17 protein-coding genes are annotated in these 16,187 nt (G+C 73.4%); all 17 read right to left on the reverse strand.

What is annotated here, in order from left to right; translation table 11 throughout:
* Positions 1-49: 49 nt before the first annotated feature.
* On the reverse strand, positions 50-241 hold the full coding sequence (locus AA75_RS53245; RefSeq protein ID WP_033825909.1) for a hypothetical protein: 192 nt from the start codon (positions 239-241) through the stop codon (positions 50-52).
* A 169-nt stretch (positions 242-410) separates the two neighbouring features.
* The gene (locus AA75_RS42505) at positions 411-1,271 is read right to left on the reverse strand and encodes a hypothetical protein (RefSeq protein WP_033825853.1); all 861 of its coding nucleotides are present in this window, start codon (positions 1,269-1,271) and stop codon (positions 411-413) included.
* Between the two features lie 21 nt (positions 1,272-1,292).
* Positions 1,293-2,936 (reverse strand): hypothetical protein, encoded by a 1,644-nt coding sequence (locus tag AA75_RS42510; protein WP_033825854.1) that lies wholly within the window; start codon positions 2,934-2,936, stop codon positions 1,293-1,295.
* Positions 2,937-2,981: 45 nt separating this feature from the next.
* On the reverse strand, positions 2,982-4,634 hold the full coding sequence (locus AA75_RS42515) for a DUF317 domain-containing protein (RefSeq protein WP_033825855.1): 1,653 nt from the start codon (positions 4,632-4,634) through the stop codon (positions 2,982-2,984).
* Between the two features lie 12 nt (positions 4,635-4,646).
* The gene (locus AA75_RS42520; RefSeq protein WP_033825856.1) at positions 4,647-5,432 is read right to left on the reverse strand and encodes a hypothetical protein; all 786 of its coding nucleotides are present in this window, start codon (positions 5,430-5,432) and stop codon (positions 4,647-4,649) included.
* A 13-nt stretch (positions 5,433-5,445) separates the two neighbouring features.
* The gene (locus tag AA75_RS42525) at positions 5,446-6,021 is read right to left on the reverse strand and encodes a hypothetical protein (protein WP_033825857.1); all 576 of its coding nucleotides are present in this window, start codon (positions 6,019-6,021) and stop codon (positions 5,446-5,448) included.
* The gene (locus tag AA75_RS42530) at positions 6,018-7,601 is read right to left on the reverse strand and encodes a DUF317 domain-containing protein (RefSeq protein WP_033825858.1); all 1,584 of its coding nucleotides are present in this window, start codon (positions 7,599-7,601) and stop codon (positions 6,018-6,020) included. Before AA75_RS42530 ends, AA75_RS42525 begins: the two co-directional genes overlap by 4 nt.
* Before the next feature lie 33 nt (positions 7,602-7,634).
* Positions 7,635-8,405 carry a hypothetical protein gene (locus tag AA75_RS42535; RefSeq protein ID WP_033825859.1) on the reverse strand — a complete coding sequence of 257 codons (771 nt, stop codon included), beginning with the start codon at positions 8,403-8,405 and terminating at the stop codon, positions 7,635-7,637.
* Between the two features lie 21 nt (positions 8,406-8,426).
* Positions 8,427-9,320, reverse strand: a complete 894-nt coding sequence (locus tag AA75_RS42540) for a hypothetical protein (protein ID WP_051740809.1) — start codon at positions 9,318-9,320, stop codon at positions 8,427-8,429.
* On the reverse strand, positions 9,317-10,180 hold the full coding sequence (locus AA75_RS42545; protein ID WP_051740811.1) for a hypothetical protein: 864 nt from the start codon (positions 10,178-10,180) through the stop codon (positions 9,317-9,319). The genes AA75_RS42540 and AA75_RS42545 overlap by 4 nt, the downstream gene beginning before the upstream one ends.
* Positions 10,177-10,500: a hypothetical protein gene (locus AA75_RS42550; RefSeq protein ID WP_051740813.1), complete on the reverse strand. Its 324-nt coding sequence runs from the start codon at positions 10,498-10,500 to the stop codon at positions 10,177-10,179. Before AA75_RS42550 ends, AA75_RS42545 begins: the two co-directional genes overlap by 4 nt.
* Positions 10,501-10,607: 107 nt before the next feature.
* Positions 10,608-11,294, reverse strand: a complete 687-nt coding sequence (locus AA75_RS42555; protein WP_051740815.1) for a hypothetical protein — start codon at positions 11,292-11,294, stop codon at positions 10,608-10,610.
* A gap of 127 nt (positions 11,295-11,421) precedes the next feature.
* Positions 11,422-12,408 carry a DUF4259 domain-containing protein gene (locus AA75_RS51320; protein WP_199520561.1) on the reverse strand — a complete coding sequence of 329 codons (987 nt, stop codon included), beginning with the start codon at positions 12,406-12,408 and terminating at the stop codon, positions 11,422-11,424.
* Complete coding sequence (locus AA75_RS51325) at positions 12,405-13,196, reverse strand: hypothetical protein (RefSeq protein ID WP_033825861.1); 792 nt, start codon at positions 13,194-13,196, stop codon at positions 12,405-12,407. The genes AA75_RS51320 and AA75_RS51325 overlap by 4 nt, the downstream gene beginning before the upstream one ends.
* Positions 13,193-13,894, reverse strand: a complete 702-nt coding sequence (locus AA75_RS42570; RefSeq protein ID WP_051740817.1) for an HAD family hydrolase — start codon at positions 13,892-13,894, stop codon at positions 13,193-13,195. Before AA75_RS42570 ends, AA75_RS51325 begins: the two co-directional genes overlap by 4 nt.
* Positions 13,895-13,925: 31 nt before the next feature.
* Positions 13,926-15,188 carry an MFS transporter gene (locus tag AA75_RS42575; protein WP_082527256.1) on the reverse strand — a complete coding sequence of 421 codons (1,263 nt, stop codon included), beginning with the start codon at positions 15,186-15,188 and terminating at the stop codon, positions 13,926-13,928.
* Positions 15,189-15,229: 41 nt separating this feature from the next.
* Positions 15,230-16,108, reverse strand: a complete 879-nt coding sequence (locus AA75_RS42580) for a helix-turn-helix domain-containing protein (protein WP_033825862.1) — start codon at positions 16,106-16,108, stop codon at positions 15,230-15,232.
* Positions 16,109-16,187: the final 79 nt, after the last annotated feature.

The raw sequence follows: 16,187 nt of genomic DNA on the forward strand, positions 1-16,187 counted from the left end.
GATCAAGGGCGGGACGTTCACCGAGACCGTGGGGGCGAGGCCGGCCCGCTCACGGGGTGGAGGTCGACGGGCAGCTCGCTGGCTGCCGAGCAGGCCCGTGCGTCCGGTCCGCGCTGGGTTCCGTCGCTGGGCAGCAGCAGCCAGGAGCCTCCTCGAAGCCGGCCCCGATTAGGATCCGCAGCGCGGCGGCGTTGTAGCCGGTGGTGGTGATCTCGCCGGTGGCGGTGCGCCGGATCGGCATGAACTGCTGGGCGGTGCGCACTGCGGGCGCCCCCGCCTCGTGGACGGGCGAGGGCCCCTGGGCGGAGTCGAGAGGATGCGAGGTCAGGACTTCTCCGTGGTGTTCGGTTCGGGGTTTGGAGGGTTCGGGCGGCCGGTTCCAGCCGTGTTCCGGGGGCGGGACTCGACGGTCAGCGGGCGCGGCGCTGCTGCGGCAGCGTCCGCGGTGCAGCCGAGGCCGGCTGCGGGGCTGCCTCTGGGCGCCTGGCCGTGGTGCGCGTACGAGCCGCCTCCGCGCGGCGGCTCTCCGCCGGAGTGGTGAACAACTCGTCGCTCGCGTAGCGGAACGCGCCGGCGGCGTCCTCCAGCAGCTCGGCCTGGATCCGCTGGGGCGCCCGGGCGGCATCGGCCAGGATCTCGGGGATGCGTGCGTCCAGCAGGCCGGCCTCGCGGGGCAGCCCGTACGCGGAGGCGACGGCATGGCGGGCGGTCGCCTCGATCGTGGCGGACCACGCCGTCGGCAGGTTCGGGCCCTCGGGCACGATGCCGCAGACCGTCGGTCCCAGGTTGGCAAGGGCCCGCGGCAGGGTGGCCTCGTCGTCGATGGCGGCCATGAGGGCCACCTCAAGGGCCGTGTACGACGCGGCCCCCAAGCGGGAGAAGAGGTGTCCGTTGTGCAGCCAGGCGACTGCCTGCTGCTTCGGGCCGGGGGTGGGGGCGGGCAACTCCGGTAGCTCGATCACCATTTCGCCGGGGCCGGCGGTCGTGGCGAGGGCCCGCCAGAAGCGGGCCAGCTGCGCGGTGCCCTTGAGAGTGTCGGCGTTGGCCAAGGCGGTCAGCACGGCGGGGTCGAGCGGGTTCTGCGGACGCGGGTACACCTGTTGGGCGAGGCGGAAGCTGGCGTCGGCGAGGGCCAAGCAGCCCCTGGACGGCTCCAGCGTCCGGCTCGCGGCGACCAGCAGGTCGGCGACCGGGGCGCTGCCCAGGCCCTCGTAGGCGGCGTTCAGCAGGCGGCGGCTGTCCAGGAGTGCGGGTTGCGGGGAGTCGGTCATGGTCGTCTCTACGTGGTGAGTTCAGCGCCGCTGGCTGGGGGCGGGGGCGCTGACCAGGGTGCTTGTGGTGGCGGCGGTGCCGGGCTCCGCACTCGAGCGGGGCAGCTGGGTGCCGTGGGCGAGGGCCGCAGTGCGCCGTTGGGCCGGAGCAGTGAGGGCCTCGGCACTCACCGGGGTGACGACGGCGATCTTCCGGTCGGTCGCGTCAAGGTGGAGGCCGGTGGTGCTGCGCAGCAGGGGCTCCGGGGAGGCGAGGTCGCGGCAGAGTGCGGCGGCGAGGCGGGAGGGGGTGTTCGCGCTGATCTCCGCCATCCAGTACCCGCGGGCCCGGTAGCAGCTGATCCGGGCGGCGGGCTTTCCGCGCAGGTCGTGGAGGGCACTCGGGACGTCGCAGTGGGCGTTGACGTAGCCGTCGGGCGAGCGGAAGGAGACGGAGCCGCGGGGCTCGACGGTGCTCTGCCACCCCGCCTCGGCAAGGGGCAGGAGACCGAGGGCCAGGACTCCGGCCTGGAAGGGCTGGCGGGAGTCCGGCCCGGCTTCGTCCAGCATGGCGAGCGCCTCGTCGACTACGCCGGCGATCAGCTCGGGCGGGGCAAGGTCGCCGCTGGTGATGCGCCAGGCGACGCTCGCTCCCCGGTGCTGGGCACCCCAGACCCGCCAGGCGGCGCTCTGCCGCGTCGGGGTGTCGGTGCCGTCGGGCCAGGCGACGCCGAGCCTGCCGCACGAGCTGGTCATCGAGTTCGTGCCCAACGTCCAGCCCTGGGAGGCGAGATGGTCCTTGATCTGTTCGGCGCCGCCACGGCCGGGGCCGGCGTAGTGGCGGGGGGTTACGGTGACCAGCTCCGGTCCGGGTTCGGGGCTGAGGGCCGGTTCGACGGCGGTTCGGTCGGGGGTGGTCGGCAGCGGGTTCTCCAGGTCGGTCGGGGGCGCCAGCTGGGGGCGCCATCGCGGCAGGGTGGCGACGGCGGCGGGTTCGATCGTGACGCGGGCCAGGTGGTGGGCGGGGATTTCGCTGCGGCGGCGCAGCGCCGCGTCCGAGGCCAGCGTCCCAGCGGCCAAGCGCAGGAACGCCTCGGGAGCCCACGGCGAGGCGATGACCTCCCACGCCAGGTCGGAGCGGGTGTTGCCCAGGCTGAAGGCGAGTATGCGCTCCGGGTGGGAGGGCACCAGGAGGGTGGCGGCGCCGGGCGAGTGGATGAACGTCCGCCAGGGGCCCTGCTTGATCGTCCATCCGGCGTCGGAGAGGATCCGCGCGATGTCGTCACCGGCCCTGCGGTCGGCAAGGACGGTGGCTGGATCGCTGTCGAGTCGGCCGGCGGCGTCCAGGACAAGGCCGTGGGTGAGTTCGTAGGGCGTCCTGGGGCTGAACCAGGCACACCAGAGCTCCGTGGCGTCCTGCTCCCCGCTGTCGTAAGCGGAGAGCTTCCAGTGGTTCTGGAGGATGCGGCGGCCGAGGGGGAAGTCGCCGCGCTCCAGGGCCATGCGGCGGCAGGGGCTGACGAGCAGGAGTTCTTCGGGGGTGCTGTCCGGGTCGTGCTCCCACCCGTACGCGGAGACGAGGTGGTCGCCCAGGTCGCTGGGCGCGGTGCCGGTGCCGGCCAGCTCCAAGGGGCGGACGGCGACCAGTTCGTCGGTGTCGGTGGGCAGGTCGGTCTCCAAGAACAAGGGGTGGGCGGAACGGCGCCGCGTCGTCCGGGGCTCCGTCGGCGGTCACCGCCGTGAGGCACCCGCGGTCGCGGGGTGAGCGGCGGCCGGGTTGCCGGCGGGCGCGCTGGTGCTCGTGGTGGACAGGCTGGGCAGCGAGCGGGTGATGGCGGCGGCCCGGCGGCCGGTAGCGGTAGTGAGGGACTGCGCGGTGACCGGGGTGACGACGACGACCTCCCGGTCGGTGGCGTCCAGGCGCAGGTGATCGGGATTGCGGATCAGGGGCCGGGGGTCGGCGGCGTCGCGGCACAGGGCTGCGGCCAGCCGGGAGGGGGTGTTCGCGCTGATCTCGACCTCCCAGAATCCGAGCGCCCGTCGGCAGGAGATGCGGGCGGCCGGTCGGCCGCGGAGTTCGTACAGGGCGTCCGGGGGTCCGCAGCGGGCACTGAGGAATCCGTCGGGCGACTCGAAGGTGGCGGCGCCCTTGGGGGTGACCTCGCTGGTCCAGCCCGCTGCTGCCAGCGGGAGGAACCCCAGCGCCAGGGCGCCCGACTCGAACGGTGTCCGGCCGGCCTTGTCGGCTTCGTCCAGCATCACGGTCGCCTCGCCGATCAGACCTTCGAAGATCTCCTGGGGGACCAGGCGCCAGCCGGTGACCCGCCAGGCGACGCCCGCGCCGCGGTGCTGGGTGCCCCAGACCCGCCACGGTGCGTACGTCCGCTCGCGTCCCCAGCCGCGCGGCTTGTCCGACTCGGTGGGCCAGGCGACGCCCAGCCGGCCGCACGCGCTGGTGAGGACGCCCTCTGCGCCGACCCATCCCTCGGCCTCGAGACGGTGCCGAAGCCGGTCGACGGCGTCGACGCTGGGCCCGGCGTAGTGGCGAGGGGTGACCGCGACCAACGCCGGAGGCGGGCTGGGCTGTTCAGCACCGGCCTCGTCCGAACCGGCGGGCGCGTGCGCCTCTTCGGCGGCGAGGCCGGGCAGCAGCGTCGTCCAGCGTGGCGGGAGGGCGGTGCTGGCCGGCGCGGTCGAGACCCGCTCGCGGTGGTGGGCGGGGATCTCGCCGTGGCTGCGCACCGCTGAGTCCTCGACCAGGGCTGTCGCGGCGACGCGCAGCAGCACCTCCGGTGTCCGGGGCGACATGGAGATCGACCAGGCCAGTTCGGAACTGGTGTTGTTCATGCTGAACGACAGGGCCCGCTCGGGAAGTTCGAAGGTGTGGGCCGCGCCGGTGTTGCCGGTGGGGGTGGTCATGCGAACGCCGGGGAGAGGGTGTTCAATCTCCTGCCAGCCGGTATTGGCGAGCAGCTCTCCCGCGTCGTCGGCCACGTCCCGGCGCACCAGGACGCTGTCGGGTTCGCTGCCCAGGCGCCGGGCGGTCTCCAGCACGAAGCCGTAGGTGAGTTCGTGCGGTGTCTGAGGGCTGAAGCACGCCCACCACAGCCACTCCGCGGACGGGGACTCGCGGGCGGTGAGCATCCAGTTGTCGGCCAGCAGGAGGTTGCCGGACAGGAAGTCGCCGTGCTGCAGCCGCAGCCGTCCGCAGGGGCTCTCCAACTGCGGGTTCTCGCCGTCGGAGACCACTCGCCACTGGTACTCGGCAGCGAGGTGGCGCAGAAGGTCGAACGGCGCGGTGCCGGGGCCAGCGAGTTCCAGCGGGCGGACGGCGACCAGGTCGTCGATGTCGGGATCGGCAGGCAGCGAGATCTCCAGGAGCACGAGGGGGCGGGGTCAGGACGGGCGGCGCCGCGGAACCGGCACGGACGCGCTGCTGCCGGTGCGCGGCCGGTCGGACAGCGGCAACGCGGTGGACACCGGCCGGGCCGCGGTGCTCCGGGCGCGAGCCGCGCCGGACCGTCCGGTGCGCGGCGGCCGTTCGGCAAGCGTCTGGGTGGTCAGCAGGTTCCGGTGCCGCGCCGGGAGCTGCCCGGCCCGGCGGACGACCGGGGCCAGAAGGGCGGCGGTCGCGGCGGTCAGCAGCGACTCGGGAGCGGTCGCGCCGAACCGCACCGTCCACGTGCCCTTCTCGGCGGCGCCGGTCAGCATCACCTCGCTGCCGGGGGCCTGCAGCGGGAAGGAGAGCGCTGCGTGCCGGTCGGGCGCGGAGACGAGCTCGTAGCCGTCCCGCTGGTGGCCGAACCAGCCGGCCGCGAGCAACGCCGCGCGGGCGTGGTGGCCGACGAGGCGGCCCGTACCGGCGAAGAGGTCCGGGGCGTGGCGGATGCCGGTGGCGGCCTCGTCGAGCAGGGCCCGGGTGATCTCGGCAGGCACTTGATGGCAGAAGCCGACCGACCAGCCGATCCCGTTCAGGGACAGGGGGGTCGGGTCTGGTCCGTTGGAGAGGGCGATGCCGCTGGTATCGCTCACGAGGACGACGTGGGTGGGCGAGTTGTAGGGGCGGAACCAGCCGTGCTCGGCGGTGAGGAGGGACGGCAGGTCCACCTCACCGGGCCCGGCGAGGTGGGCGGGCCGGACGGAGAGGAGCGGGTCGGTGGAGACAGGGGAAGCAGTGGGCACAAATCTCGTTCGGTCAGGGGGCCGGGACTCGGCCTCGGCCCGCAATCGGGGTGGCTGGACGCAGGGGACCAGCGGAGTAGACGACAGCTGGCGAGGTGCCTGCCGACACGCTCGTCCGGGCGGTGGCCGCGTGGACCCGGCGGCGCCCGTCGTCGGAAGGCGGTCCGGGATAGACCCCGCGCTCCTCGGCCAGCAGCAGGGCGTAGTCGAGCCGGGGCAGGAGTCGGCGGCGGACCGTCTCGGCCGCCCGGGCCGGTGACCTGCTGACGGTGAGACCGAACGGTGTCAGGTCCTCCACCGCGCCGGGGTCCGTGCCGGCCGGGACCAGCGGCGCGATCAGGTAGCGGCCTGTGCGCAAGGGACGGGGGACCACGACCAACTCCCGGCCCTGGCCGTCACGCAGCATCCCGAGATGGTCGTTGACGAACTCCAGCAGGGCCCATTGGGTGATCCCGAGGTCCCAGAGCCGCTCGTACACCTCGGTCAGGGCCGCCGACGTGCGCACGTCCGCCAGCTCCGGCCGCCAGGTACCGGGAAGTCGGCCGGCCACCGCTTCGGTGAACGCCTCCAGGGCGAGGTCGTCCCTCACCGCAGCCGCCCTCGCTCCACGGTGGCGGTCCGCAACGGGCCGGCCGGATCGGGCAGCGCGGCGCGGGAGGCCGGTGTGGCGCCCGAGCGGGCGGCGTCGGCGCGGCCGGTGCCCGGCGAGACGACCTGCAGGAACGGCAGATGCGTCTCGGGCAGTGACCGGCGGGCCCGTATCACCGGCGCCGGGTCGACGGCGGTCAGAGCCGCAGCGGTGACCAGGTACGACGGGGTGCCGCTGGTGAAGTCGGCGGACCAGGCGCAGAACCGGTCGTCGATGCCCGTAGTGAGTGTCCAGGAGGGAGGGGCCTGGCCCTCCAGCTCCTCGTAGCGGCCGAACTCGGCGGAGTTGTGCTGGAGTTTGACCTTCGGGTCCGGCGCGCTGAACACGGTCCACACGCCGGCGGTGAGACTCGTCCAGCCGCGCTGGTCCAGCTGGAAGGGTGAGGTGTACTCGGTGCCAGCCATCCCGTTGTTGCCGGTCTCGGCGACGAGCCGGGTCACCTCGCCGATGACCTCGGCCGGCGTCTTGTAGCTGAAGGTGGCCCTCCAGGTGGGCATGCCCAGCGGGCCAGCCAGCGCGGTGATCTGCCAGGCGTCCCGGGTCCGCTCGGGAAGGTACGCGACGCGGACGGTCTGGCAGTCGCTCTCCCACAGCCGTCCGCTCCGGATGGCCACGGACCTCCAGCCGGTCTGGCCCGTCAGGGATGCCACCGCCCGCTCGACCGTGCCGGGCCCGGCCAGGTACAGCGGACTTACGGCGACCGCCGCATCCAAGCCGTCGCCATCGGCGAGGAGTTCGACGGCGGTCGGCAGCGCTGTACGGGCTTCGGCAGCGCGCCGGTCGACCTCGGCCTGCTCGGCGAGAGCCCGGGCGACCACCCGCTGCGGCAGGTCGTCGGTGGCGCGGACGACCGGGCTGCTGTCGGCGACGGCGCCGTTCACCGCGGCGATCAGGTGCAGCGGCGTACACGAGCTGAAGGCAGCACTCCAGCCGACGTCCGGATCGCTCGGGGAGATGCGCCAGGAGAAGCCGCGCTGCACGTCGGCCGCCAGCTCGACCGCCGGGTCGACGAGCGGAGCGACGTCGTACTCGACCGCGCCGTCGCCCGACCTGGTCAGCCAGTGGCCGTCGGAGCGGGACGTCGGCCAACCTGCCTCGGAGAGAGCCTCATTGGCGTCTGTGAGCGTTCCCTCCAGCGACACGAAGGTACCCGTGCTGTCGTCGACCCCGTCGTAGTGGAGGGAGTCGGCCAGCTGGCCGAGGAACGCCTCGATGATCTCCGGCGGAGCGGCCCGGCTGAATCCGCCGCGCCAGGCGGGGACGGCGAACGGGTCCAGGGCCGCGGCGACCTGCCACGCCTGCTCCTGGTCGGGCCGGTATCCGACGCGGATGCGGTGGCACGGGCTGGTGGCGATCACCTCGGTGAGGTACGGGCCGATGGCCGTGACTCGCCACCTTGACCCGCGCAGGGGTGCGAAGGCCGTGTCGACGGACTCCCGGTCGCCGGGGCCGGCGAGGTAACGGGGGCGGACCAGGGTCTCGACGTCGGGATCGTGGTGCGGCAGGTAGGTGTCGGGCAAGGGCCAGAGCTCCAGAGTGGGGTGAGGGCGGTGTCAGCGGCCTTGGGGGCGGCGGGTGTTGGGGGAGGTTGACGGCGGTGCCGGGGCCTGTGCGGGTGAGGGCTGGATCGGTGCGGCGCGAAGCCGGGCCGCTTGGGCGCGGGCTGCGGCCGGAAGGGGCGCGGAGGTGTCCCGGGCCCACTCGTACGCGGCGTCGAAGTTGTCGAACTGCCCGCGGCGAACCGTGTATGCGGGGCTCCTCTCGTCGGGCAGCCGCCAGAAGAAGACCTGTGCCGGGCCGGGAGGCTGCTCGTTGTCGGTGGCGATCACCCAGGTCTCGTACGGCGGTTCGTGGCGGCTGAAGGTGTCGTGGATCTCGAACCGCTCGCCACTGCCGCGCAGGAAGTCCTCCAGCTGTCCGGTCTCGGCATCCAGCGGGTCGCTCCAGCCCTCCGGCTCCAAGACCTTGGCCTGGTCCACTCCGCGGCCCACCAGCCAGTTCTGCGCGAGCGGGATCAGCGCGTGCGACGTCATGGTGGCCCGGACCGTGCGGGTGTCCGGGTCGCGGTCGAAGTGGGCGGCGACGATCTGCGGAGCCCCAGGTCGCTCGTTGTAGGCGGCGTACGAGTCGAGCAGGAGGAAGTAGTCGTGCAGCCGCGCCCCTGGGCGGCGCAAGGTGTCCGACGCCCACTGCTTCGCGATGATCCACAGCGAACTCTCGAAGTCGAACAGCCGGTTGATGGTCCGGGCGGACTCGGGGTCGGTCGTGTCGAACTCGTCGAGGTCCAGTTCGTCGCGGGCGTCGTGGAAGGAGGCGATGTACAACAGGCGGTCTTTCTGATCGGATCAGCCGGCGTCGGTTCGCCGGGTGTAGGTTGTGGCGGCGGCCCGTACCAGGGCCCGCTGCCGCTCGATCGGGAGGGCGTCGATTGTGGCGATCTTCGCCTTGATCGCCGGATCGAATATGTCGCTGCTGGTGTCGGCCAGACCGGCGGCGGTGAGGATCCGGCCGATCACCTCGGCCTCGATCAGTGCCTCGCAGCTGTCGTGCACCTCGCAGTAGATCCGGACGTGGGTGGTGACGCCGACCAGGGCTTCGGACAGCGGTCCGCGGTGGCCCAGCAGCAGGCCCAGAGCGGCCAGCACGTCTGCGGCGGCACAGCGCAGCAGGTCGGTGTCCTCCGGGTGGGAGAGCCAGCGCACTCCCCTCATCTCGTAGAGCTCCTGGGCTAGTTCGGGGTCGCCGGAGTGCTCGGCCTCGGCGGCGAGGCACGCGGCGATGCTCGCCTCGGTGGCGTCCAGGACGCCGACGACATGGTCGAGCATGGCCCGCAGCTCGCTCTCGTAGACGGGCAGCAGCGAGCCGGCGAGTTCGTCGGAGGCCGTCGCCGGGTCGGCGGGAACGACGACGGAGCTGAGCGGGGAGATGCTGGTGTACACGGGCACGTCGAAGGCGATGAGGGGGCAGATCAGGAAGGACCGGCCTGCTTCGGCGGCGGGCAGCACCAGGAGCCGGCGTCCGTCGGGGCCGTCGAGCACGGCGATCTCCGCCATGGTGTCGCGGTCCAGCCCCAGCTCCTGGGCACGGGAGCGGTCCCACACGCGGTAGTAGAAGTGGTGGCGAAGCTCGGCGTCGTCACGCAGGTCCAGCTCGGTGGCCGCCCACCGGTCCGGGAGCCGTTCGGCCAGGGCGTGCGCGAAGTCCGCCAGGGAGCAGAGGTGGTTCTGAGGGCTGGTCATGATCGGATTCCTTCGGCGGACTTCTTCGTGGACAGGTGGTGCAGGACGCGGGGCAGGGTCATCGCGGAGTCGAGGCGACCGGCGGCGAAGTGCACGGTCTGCCCTCCGGCGCCGACGTCACCGGGGCGGGCCAGGCTGTAGCCGGCGGCGGCGTCCTCGCCGCGCCGGACGCGGACGATGACCCCGCGCTCGGCCAGCGCGGCGAAGTAGCCGTCGAGGTCGGCCGCCTCGGACAGCGCCAGCTGCATCTGCCGCTGCAGCCACACGCGGGAGGGCTCGCTCCAACCGTGCCGCTCCGCCTTTATGATCTCGGCGCTGGTCGGGTAGCTCGTGCTGGTCCGTTCGCCGATCCCGACACGGCGCAACCCCCACTCGGCCTCGATGGCCCGGCACTCGGCCTGCGCCCGCATCGCGTCGCGGTGCATGCCGGGCCGGGCGCCGGAGGGCAGGACGGTGACGGCGGCGAGGTGGATGTGGTGGACGGCGTGGCGCACCGCCACCCACCGGCAGCCGGGGCCCTCCTCCGGCTCGAGGCCGGTGGCGCGTACGACCCGGTGGGCCACCTGGGCCCACTGCTCGTCGCTGAGGAAGGGGTCTTCCGGTGCGGCGCGGACGGAGCAGTGCCACACCCGGTTCGGCGGCATCGCCCCCAGCTCGGCGGCGCGCAACTGGGCGTGCTGGTCGAGGCGGTCCGCGAGCCGGCCGACGCTCGCGCGCGGATGGTGTCCCGGGTCGGGGGCGCCGTGCAGGTCCCACGCGGCGACGAGGTGCGGGTCCTCGTGTTCCTCGCGCCGACCGGGGCCGTAGAGGTAGGCCAGCAGCGGGCGGATGCCGTTGCCCCGGGAGACGTCGGGGATCACGACGCCTCCAGCACGGTGTCCAGGACGGTGTACGTCCGCTCGGCGAGGACCGGCAGGACCGCGAGCGCAGCCGCCCGACCCGGCCCGTCGCCCGAGCCGCGGACGGTAGCGACGGCGGCGTTCAGCTCGCCCGCCACGCGGTCGAGGGCTTCGACGAGCGGGCGCCGCGAGTCGCGGTCGGGCCGGTGGAGCGGATCGCCGCACTCGGCGGCGGCCAGGGCGGCGTTGCCGATGAACCCGGCGATCGTGAGGCGCTCGGCGGCGGCGCGCTCGCCGATGGCGGCGATGGCGGCGGGGGTGAACCGCACCGTGGTCTGCACGCTGCGGCGCGCCGTCGTGCGCGGTCGTCGCTGCGGCCCGGCGGCGGCCGGCGACTGGGTGCTGTCGGGCGAGGTGATACGCGGTCCTTCCAGGGAGTGAGGGGGCGTCAGCGGCGTTGCGGTCGAGTGGGGCGGCCCTCAGCCGTAGCGGGCACCGGAGCGGTGGGGGCCGACACGGTGACCGCGACCGAGCTGTGCGCCCCGGCGCCGGCGGCGCGGGCGCTGGGGGCACCGGTCAGCGGCGGCAGCGGATTCTCCGGATGCCCCAGCCTGTCGACCCAGCTCCGGGCGGCCTCGACGCTGGCGAAACCGCCCTGGCGCAGGGTGTACGAGTGATTCGCCGTGTCGACGTCCTCGTAGAAGACGCGGATCGGCTGCTGCCCCGGATCGGGTCGGATGTCGGTGGCGATGATCCACGTCTTGTAGAAGTCCGGGCTGTCGTGGGTGTAGTCGTCCACGAGCCGGAAGCGGTCTCCCGACGCGGCCAGGAAGCCCTCCAGGCCCCGGGTGGCCTGGTCGGTGCTCATCGGTTCCTCGACGTCCACGGTGAGCTGCTCCGGGTCGGCGCCGCGGCCCACAAGCCAGTTCTGCGCGAGAGAGGCGATGGGGTGGCGGCTGTAGTCAGAGCGGTACGTGCCGTCCCCGAGGTCGCGTTGGACGTGGATGGCCGCGTACTGGGCCAGGCCGGGGACGTCGTGCCAGGTCATGGTGCCGTCGTGCACGACATAGAAGCTGTCACGGAGGAGCTCGGTGTGCGGATTCGTCGCGTGCTGGACCGCCAGGGAGGTGTACATGTCCAGGCTGAGGCAGAGGTGGTCGAGCCTCGACTCGTCGTCGGCGGTGACGGGTCGGAGGTCGTCGACGTCGAAGCGGGTGTCTTCGAGAGTTTCGAGGGTGGTGATGGGCGGTGTCCTTCTCGCGTCAGCGGCGGTGGGAGGGGAATCCGGTGGTGGGCGGTGCGGCTGTTGCCGGCGGCGGGCCCGCTTCGGCAGCGATGTGGGGCGTGGTCCGGGTCCGGGCAGCCGCAGTTCGGGCGGCACGGGCCTGGTCTGTCTCGGCGTTGACGGCGTACTCGTACCGGTTGGCCAGGTCCAGCAGGTCGCGGCTGGCGAGAGCGAAGCGGGCCCCGAGGGTCTCCAGTTCGACACCGGTGAAGCGCAGGACACCGTTGGTCTGAACCGCCGCATACTTGCCTTCGGCGACCTGGGCCAGCGTCTCGCCCGCGCGGGTGGCCGTGGCGCGCAGCTCCCGGTCGAGGGTGTCCACCTCGCCCGCTTGGCGCTCCAGCAGGTCGGCCAGAGCATGCGCCGACGACCCCTTGGGATGCCGCTCGCGCAGGTCCCAGGCGTCCTCGACGCCGAACCGGTCCTGGAGGAGCTGCTGGCCGGAAAGTACCTTCCGCTGCCGCCGGGGTGCCGCGGGCCCAGGGCCGGAGGCCGGGTCGACCAGGACGAGGCGGATCCGTTGCACGTTGCCGCGCCACTGCTCGCCTCGCTCCCGGACGTACCAGCGGTCCACCTCGGTATCGGCGTGGGCGAGGACGCGGTCGAGGGCTGCGGCAGCCTTCGGTCGGAGGTCCGTTGGCAGAAGAGGGACCGGCTCGCGCGGGCCGCTGCTGAGGTCGATGTCGCTGCCGCCCGGGCACTGCGAGGCGATCACGGCCGCGGCGGCGACAACCTCCTGGGCCATGTCGGTGTCGAGCGGGCCCTCCGGCATGCAGACCGCGACATCGAAGAGGCGGTGGAGCCACGGCGGCAGCTCGCTGTCGAAGAGGCTGTCGAAGCGTTCGGCGGTGCCGACGGCGGCGTCGTTGTGGAACGGGCCGGTGTCCCAGCTACCGATGGTTTCTCCTGAGTTGAGGTCTGAGGCGGGCCCGACGGGCGGGCCTGGAGTCGAGGGGCCGGTCAGTTTCGGGAGCGGGCAGTCGGCGAGGACACGGCGACGCTGACTGCGGGGGCCGCCTCCGGGGCGGTGGGCAGGGCGACCGGCCGGGTGCGGGCGGCGGCCGAGCGGGCGGTGGGCCGTTGCAGCGCCTCGTACCGGGTCTGCCCCTCGGGGGTGAGGGCCAGATCGTGGCCCCGGAACAGGTCCTTGCGGGCGTAGTGGTCCACCAGGCCCTTGCCGATCAGGGCATCGACGGTGGCGACCTTGACGTCGGCCCCGCCGGCCACGACCCTGACCGACTCGCGCACGCCCTTGAAGATGGTGACGGTGGACGAGCCGACCTCCTCCTGCCGCGGGGGCAGCCGGGTGACCGCTGCTGCCTTCTTCGCCGTCGGAACCGGGGCCGGAGGCGCGACGAAGGCGGGCAGCTCCTTGTAGATGCCGATCAGCGCGGTGAGCGAGCGGTGCAGTTCGGTGCGGCGGGTGACCAGGAGGTCGATGTCGAGAGCGCTGTTGCGCAGGATCCCGTTGGTGACGGGCATGGTGGTGTCGTGGCCGGCCTCGATGCGCTGGAGGTCTTTCCGCAGGGAGGCGGCGAGAGCGACCAGCCGGGTCTGTACGTCGTCGAGCTTGACGGCGGTGGAGGCGATCTGGTCGGCGACCGCGCCGTGGAGGGTCGCTGTGCGGTGCCCGGGCAGGTCGCGGACCCGCTCTGCCTGGAGTTCGGACCACACCATCCGGCTGCCCAGGTCGGTGTTGCCGGGTACCCGGGGCCTCCACGCGGCGATCGGGCGTCCGCTGTCCGCGCTCACGCCGCGGCCAGCTGCCGCGAGGTGATGATGGCGATGCCGGTGGCGACGGCGTCCTGGATGGTGTCCACCAGCGGCACGCCGGCCGTGGCCAGGCGCTTCGCTCCGTGAAGCCCCGCGGTGTGCAGCACCGGGACGGCTCCGACGGCGTGTGCGGCAACGGCATCGTCCACGCTGTCCCCGATCACCAGGGTGCGGGCCGGGTCCACCTCCGGCCCGAGGGCTTGGAGGTGCGCGATCATGGCGGGCGCCTTGCTCGGAACCGCCGGCCCCGGCCGGCCGTCGACCCGCTCCAGCAGCCCGGTGATGCCGACCGACTCCACCTCGCGGACGAGCCGCTCGTGCGGCGCGAGCGACAGCAGGCTCTGACGTACGCCCCGGGCCCGCAGGCCCATCATCAGCTGCCGGGCACCCTGCTGGAGCCGGACCGGCCGCCGGGCGAGCTCGGCGAGGAACGCCTCGTCGGCGGAGTGCCACTCCTCGTCGCCGAGCCGGCGGCCGAGCAGGTCGCCGTAGAAACTGCGGATCGGCATCCGGTGGAGCGCCTGGTAGGTCTCCACACTGATCGGCTCGCCGCCCAAGCCGGGCAGCGTGGCGTTGAGGGCGGTGACGTGGTCGCCGAGGTCGTTGCGAAGCGTCCCGTTCCAGTCCCAGACGATGGTGATCGGCGCGGGCTTGGCCGGGTTGGTGCGGTTGTGCAAGAAGTCCAGCTCCAGGAAGAAAGGGGAGAGATCAGGGAAGGGTGAGCCGACGTCGCCCCACACCGAGGACGGCAGCGGCCACAGCCGCGCCCATCAGGGGAACGGCGGCCGTGGCGGCGTGGCCGGAGGCGGAGAGTTGGCCGGCGACGGCGGTGCCCGCGGCCTGCCCGAGACCGATCACCGCGATCAGCCAGGCGGCGGCCTCGGTGGCGGTGTCGCGGGGAGCCAGTGCGTTGCAGGCCACGAAGGCGGAGGCGAGCCACGGAGCGAGGAACAGCCCTGGCAGGACGCTTGCCGTGATCATCAGCCACGGCGGTGCGGGCAGCAGCAGGACGGCGAAGGCGGCGGCGTACGCGCCGCCGACCGCGGGCAGGGCCCGGCTGGGTGGCCACGGGCGCTTGAGCCGGGCCCATGCAGCGCCGCCGACGAGGCTGCCGAGCGACAGAGCTGCTGGCAGCAGGCCGGCGAGCCACCCTTCGTGGTGCCGGTCGGCGTAGGACAGCGCCAGGACGGTGAACGAGCCGAGCGTCACCCCGAAGAACACCGAGGCCGCGAGCAGGACCAGCAGACCGGTCGAGCGCAGCGGACCGAGCCAGTGGACCGCGCGTGCTACGGACCGGAAGCGGGCCGGAGGGCGGGCGGCGACGGCCAGGGTGCCCGCGCTGCCGGCCACCGCGCAGGCGACCAGCGCCAAGTCGGGCGAGGCGAGCAGGCACACGGCGGTGACCAGCAGCGGTCCGGCGACGAACACCACCTCCTGGGAGGCGGAGTCGAGGGCGAAGACCTTGTGATGGTGACGCGGTTCGACCAGTCGGCTCCAACTCGCCCTGAGCCCGGCCTCCAGCGGCGGCGTTGCCAGACCCGCTACGACCGACAGCACGCCGGCGGCCAGCGGCTGTGCGGCACAGTCCACGAAGGCCAGAGCGGTGAACGCTCCACCCGAGACCGCCGCGGCGGGCACGGCGACGGCTGCCAGGGTCGAGCGGTCGACCACCCGGCCGAGCAGCGGCTGACCCACCGCCCCGGCCACCGCGTACAAGGCAGCCAGGACGGCACCGAGCGCGGTGGAGGCGTGATCGGCCCGGGCCGCCAGGAGGACGGCGATCGGAGCCATCGCCGCCGGCAAGCGGCCCACCAGGGTGCCCACCAGCAGTGGAGCGACGTGCGGGGTTCGCAGAACGGACCGCTCACGGGAGCGGCTGGTACCTACCGGAGGCACCGGCTGGGAGCTGTCACCGCCGGCAGGGGTGGACGTGCTGATCGTAGGAACGGCGGACGGGGAAGACGTGATCATGGACCTCGGGTGGGATCGGCAGTCCGGTCGGGCGGGGCTCGTCAGCGGCGGTGAGCCGAGGCGGCGACGAGCAGCGGGGCGGGCGGCTGCGGAGCCGGGGCGTGCGAGAAGGAGATGTGAAGGGTGATGGTGCGCAGGTCGGCCGCCGCCGCCCGGGCGCTGACCGGCCGCTCGGCGCCCTGCGGCGAGGAGAACAGCTCGCCCTGCGCCGGGCTCTTCATGACGACGGCACTGGTGCCGGCGGCGGCCAGCGCAGTACCGGGCCGGGCCGGCGCGGCCGGGTGGTGAGCGGCGGAGGTCCAAGTCGACAGGTCGCTGTACACCCGGCCGATCGCCAGTCCCGCCTCGGTGGCGCTCCACCGGTAGACGCGGCGGGTGCCGCTGCGGGCCACGAGCCCGCGCTCCTCCAGAGAGAGCAGTCGCTGGTACGCCGCCGCCTTGTCACGGGCATTGAGCGAGGTGACCAGCTGCGGGTAGGCCATCGGGTCGCTGCCAGCCAGCTCGCTCAGCAGGGGGACGGCGTGGGAGCTGGCCAGCAGGCCCAGAACCTCCTCGATCATCTCGGGCGCCTGCTCGCCCGCCACACCCGGACGGGGGTAGCGCTGGGCCCAGGCGAGGGCGGAGGCGTGCACGGGCGCCAGCGCCTGGCCCTTCGCAGTCAGCGCGACGTCGAACCGGGACGCGCCGGTCGGGATCCGCGTGACGACACCGGCCCCGGCGAGCGCGCGGACGACCGAGTACGCGCTGCTCACCGGGATCATCGGGTCGGCCTCCAGGAGGTCGCCGCTGCTCGCCGCGCCCTGCCGCAGCGCGTGGACGATCCGGGTGGCCCACCGGATGGAGAGGAGCTCGGCGGCCCGCTGGACGGCGCTGGTGGAGGACTGCGACGTGACGGGCGTGGGGGCGGTGGCGGTCGACACTGGTTGATCTCCGATTCAGGCGTGCGGTTGGGCAGTTGGGCGACGTCAGCGCGGGCGGGCGGGCGGGGAGAGGGCGACC

The sequence above is a fragment of the Kitasatospora sp. MBT63 genome (assembly GCF_000710465.2).
Taxonomy (GTDB): domain Bacteria; phylum Actinomycetota; class Actinomycetes; order Streptomycetales; family Streptomycetaceae; genus Kitasatospora.

Bases quoted from the DNA above. Each gene is read 5' to 3' on its own strand.
- AA75_RS53245 (WP_033825909.1), bottom strand. From the start codon at position 241: ATGCCGATCCGGCGCACCGCCACCGGCGAGATCACCACCACCGGCTAC.
- AA75_RS42505 (WP_033825853.1), bottom strand. From the start codon at position 1,271: ATGACCGACTCCCCGCAACCCGCACTCCTGGACAGCCGCCGCCTGCTG.
- AA75_RS42540 (WP_051740809.1), bottom strand. From the start codon at position 9,320: ATGACCAGCCCTCAGAACCACCTCTGCTCCCTGGCGGACTTCGCGCAC.
- AA75_RS42555 (WP_051740815.1), bottom strand. From the start codon at position 11,294: ATGTACACCTCCCTGGCGGTCCAGCACGCGACGAATCCGCACACCGAG.
- AA75_RS42575 (WP_082527256.1), bottom strand. From the start codon at position 15,188: ATGATCACGTCTTCCCCGTCCGCCGTTCCTACGATCAGCACGTCCACC.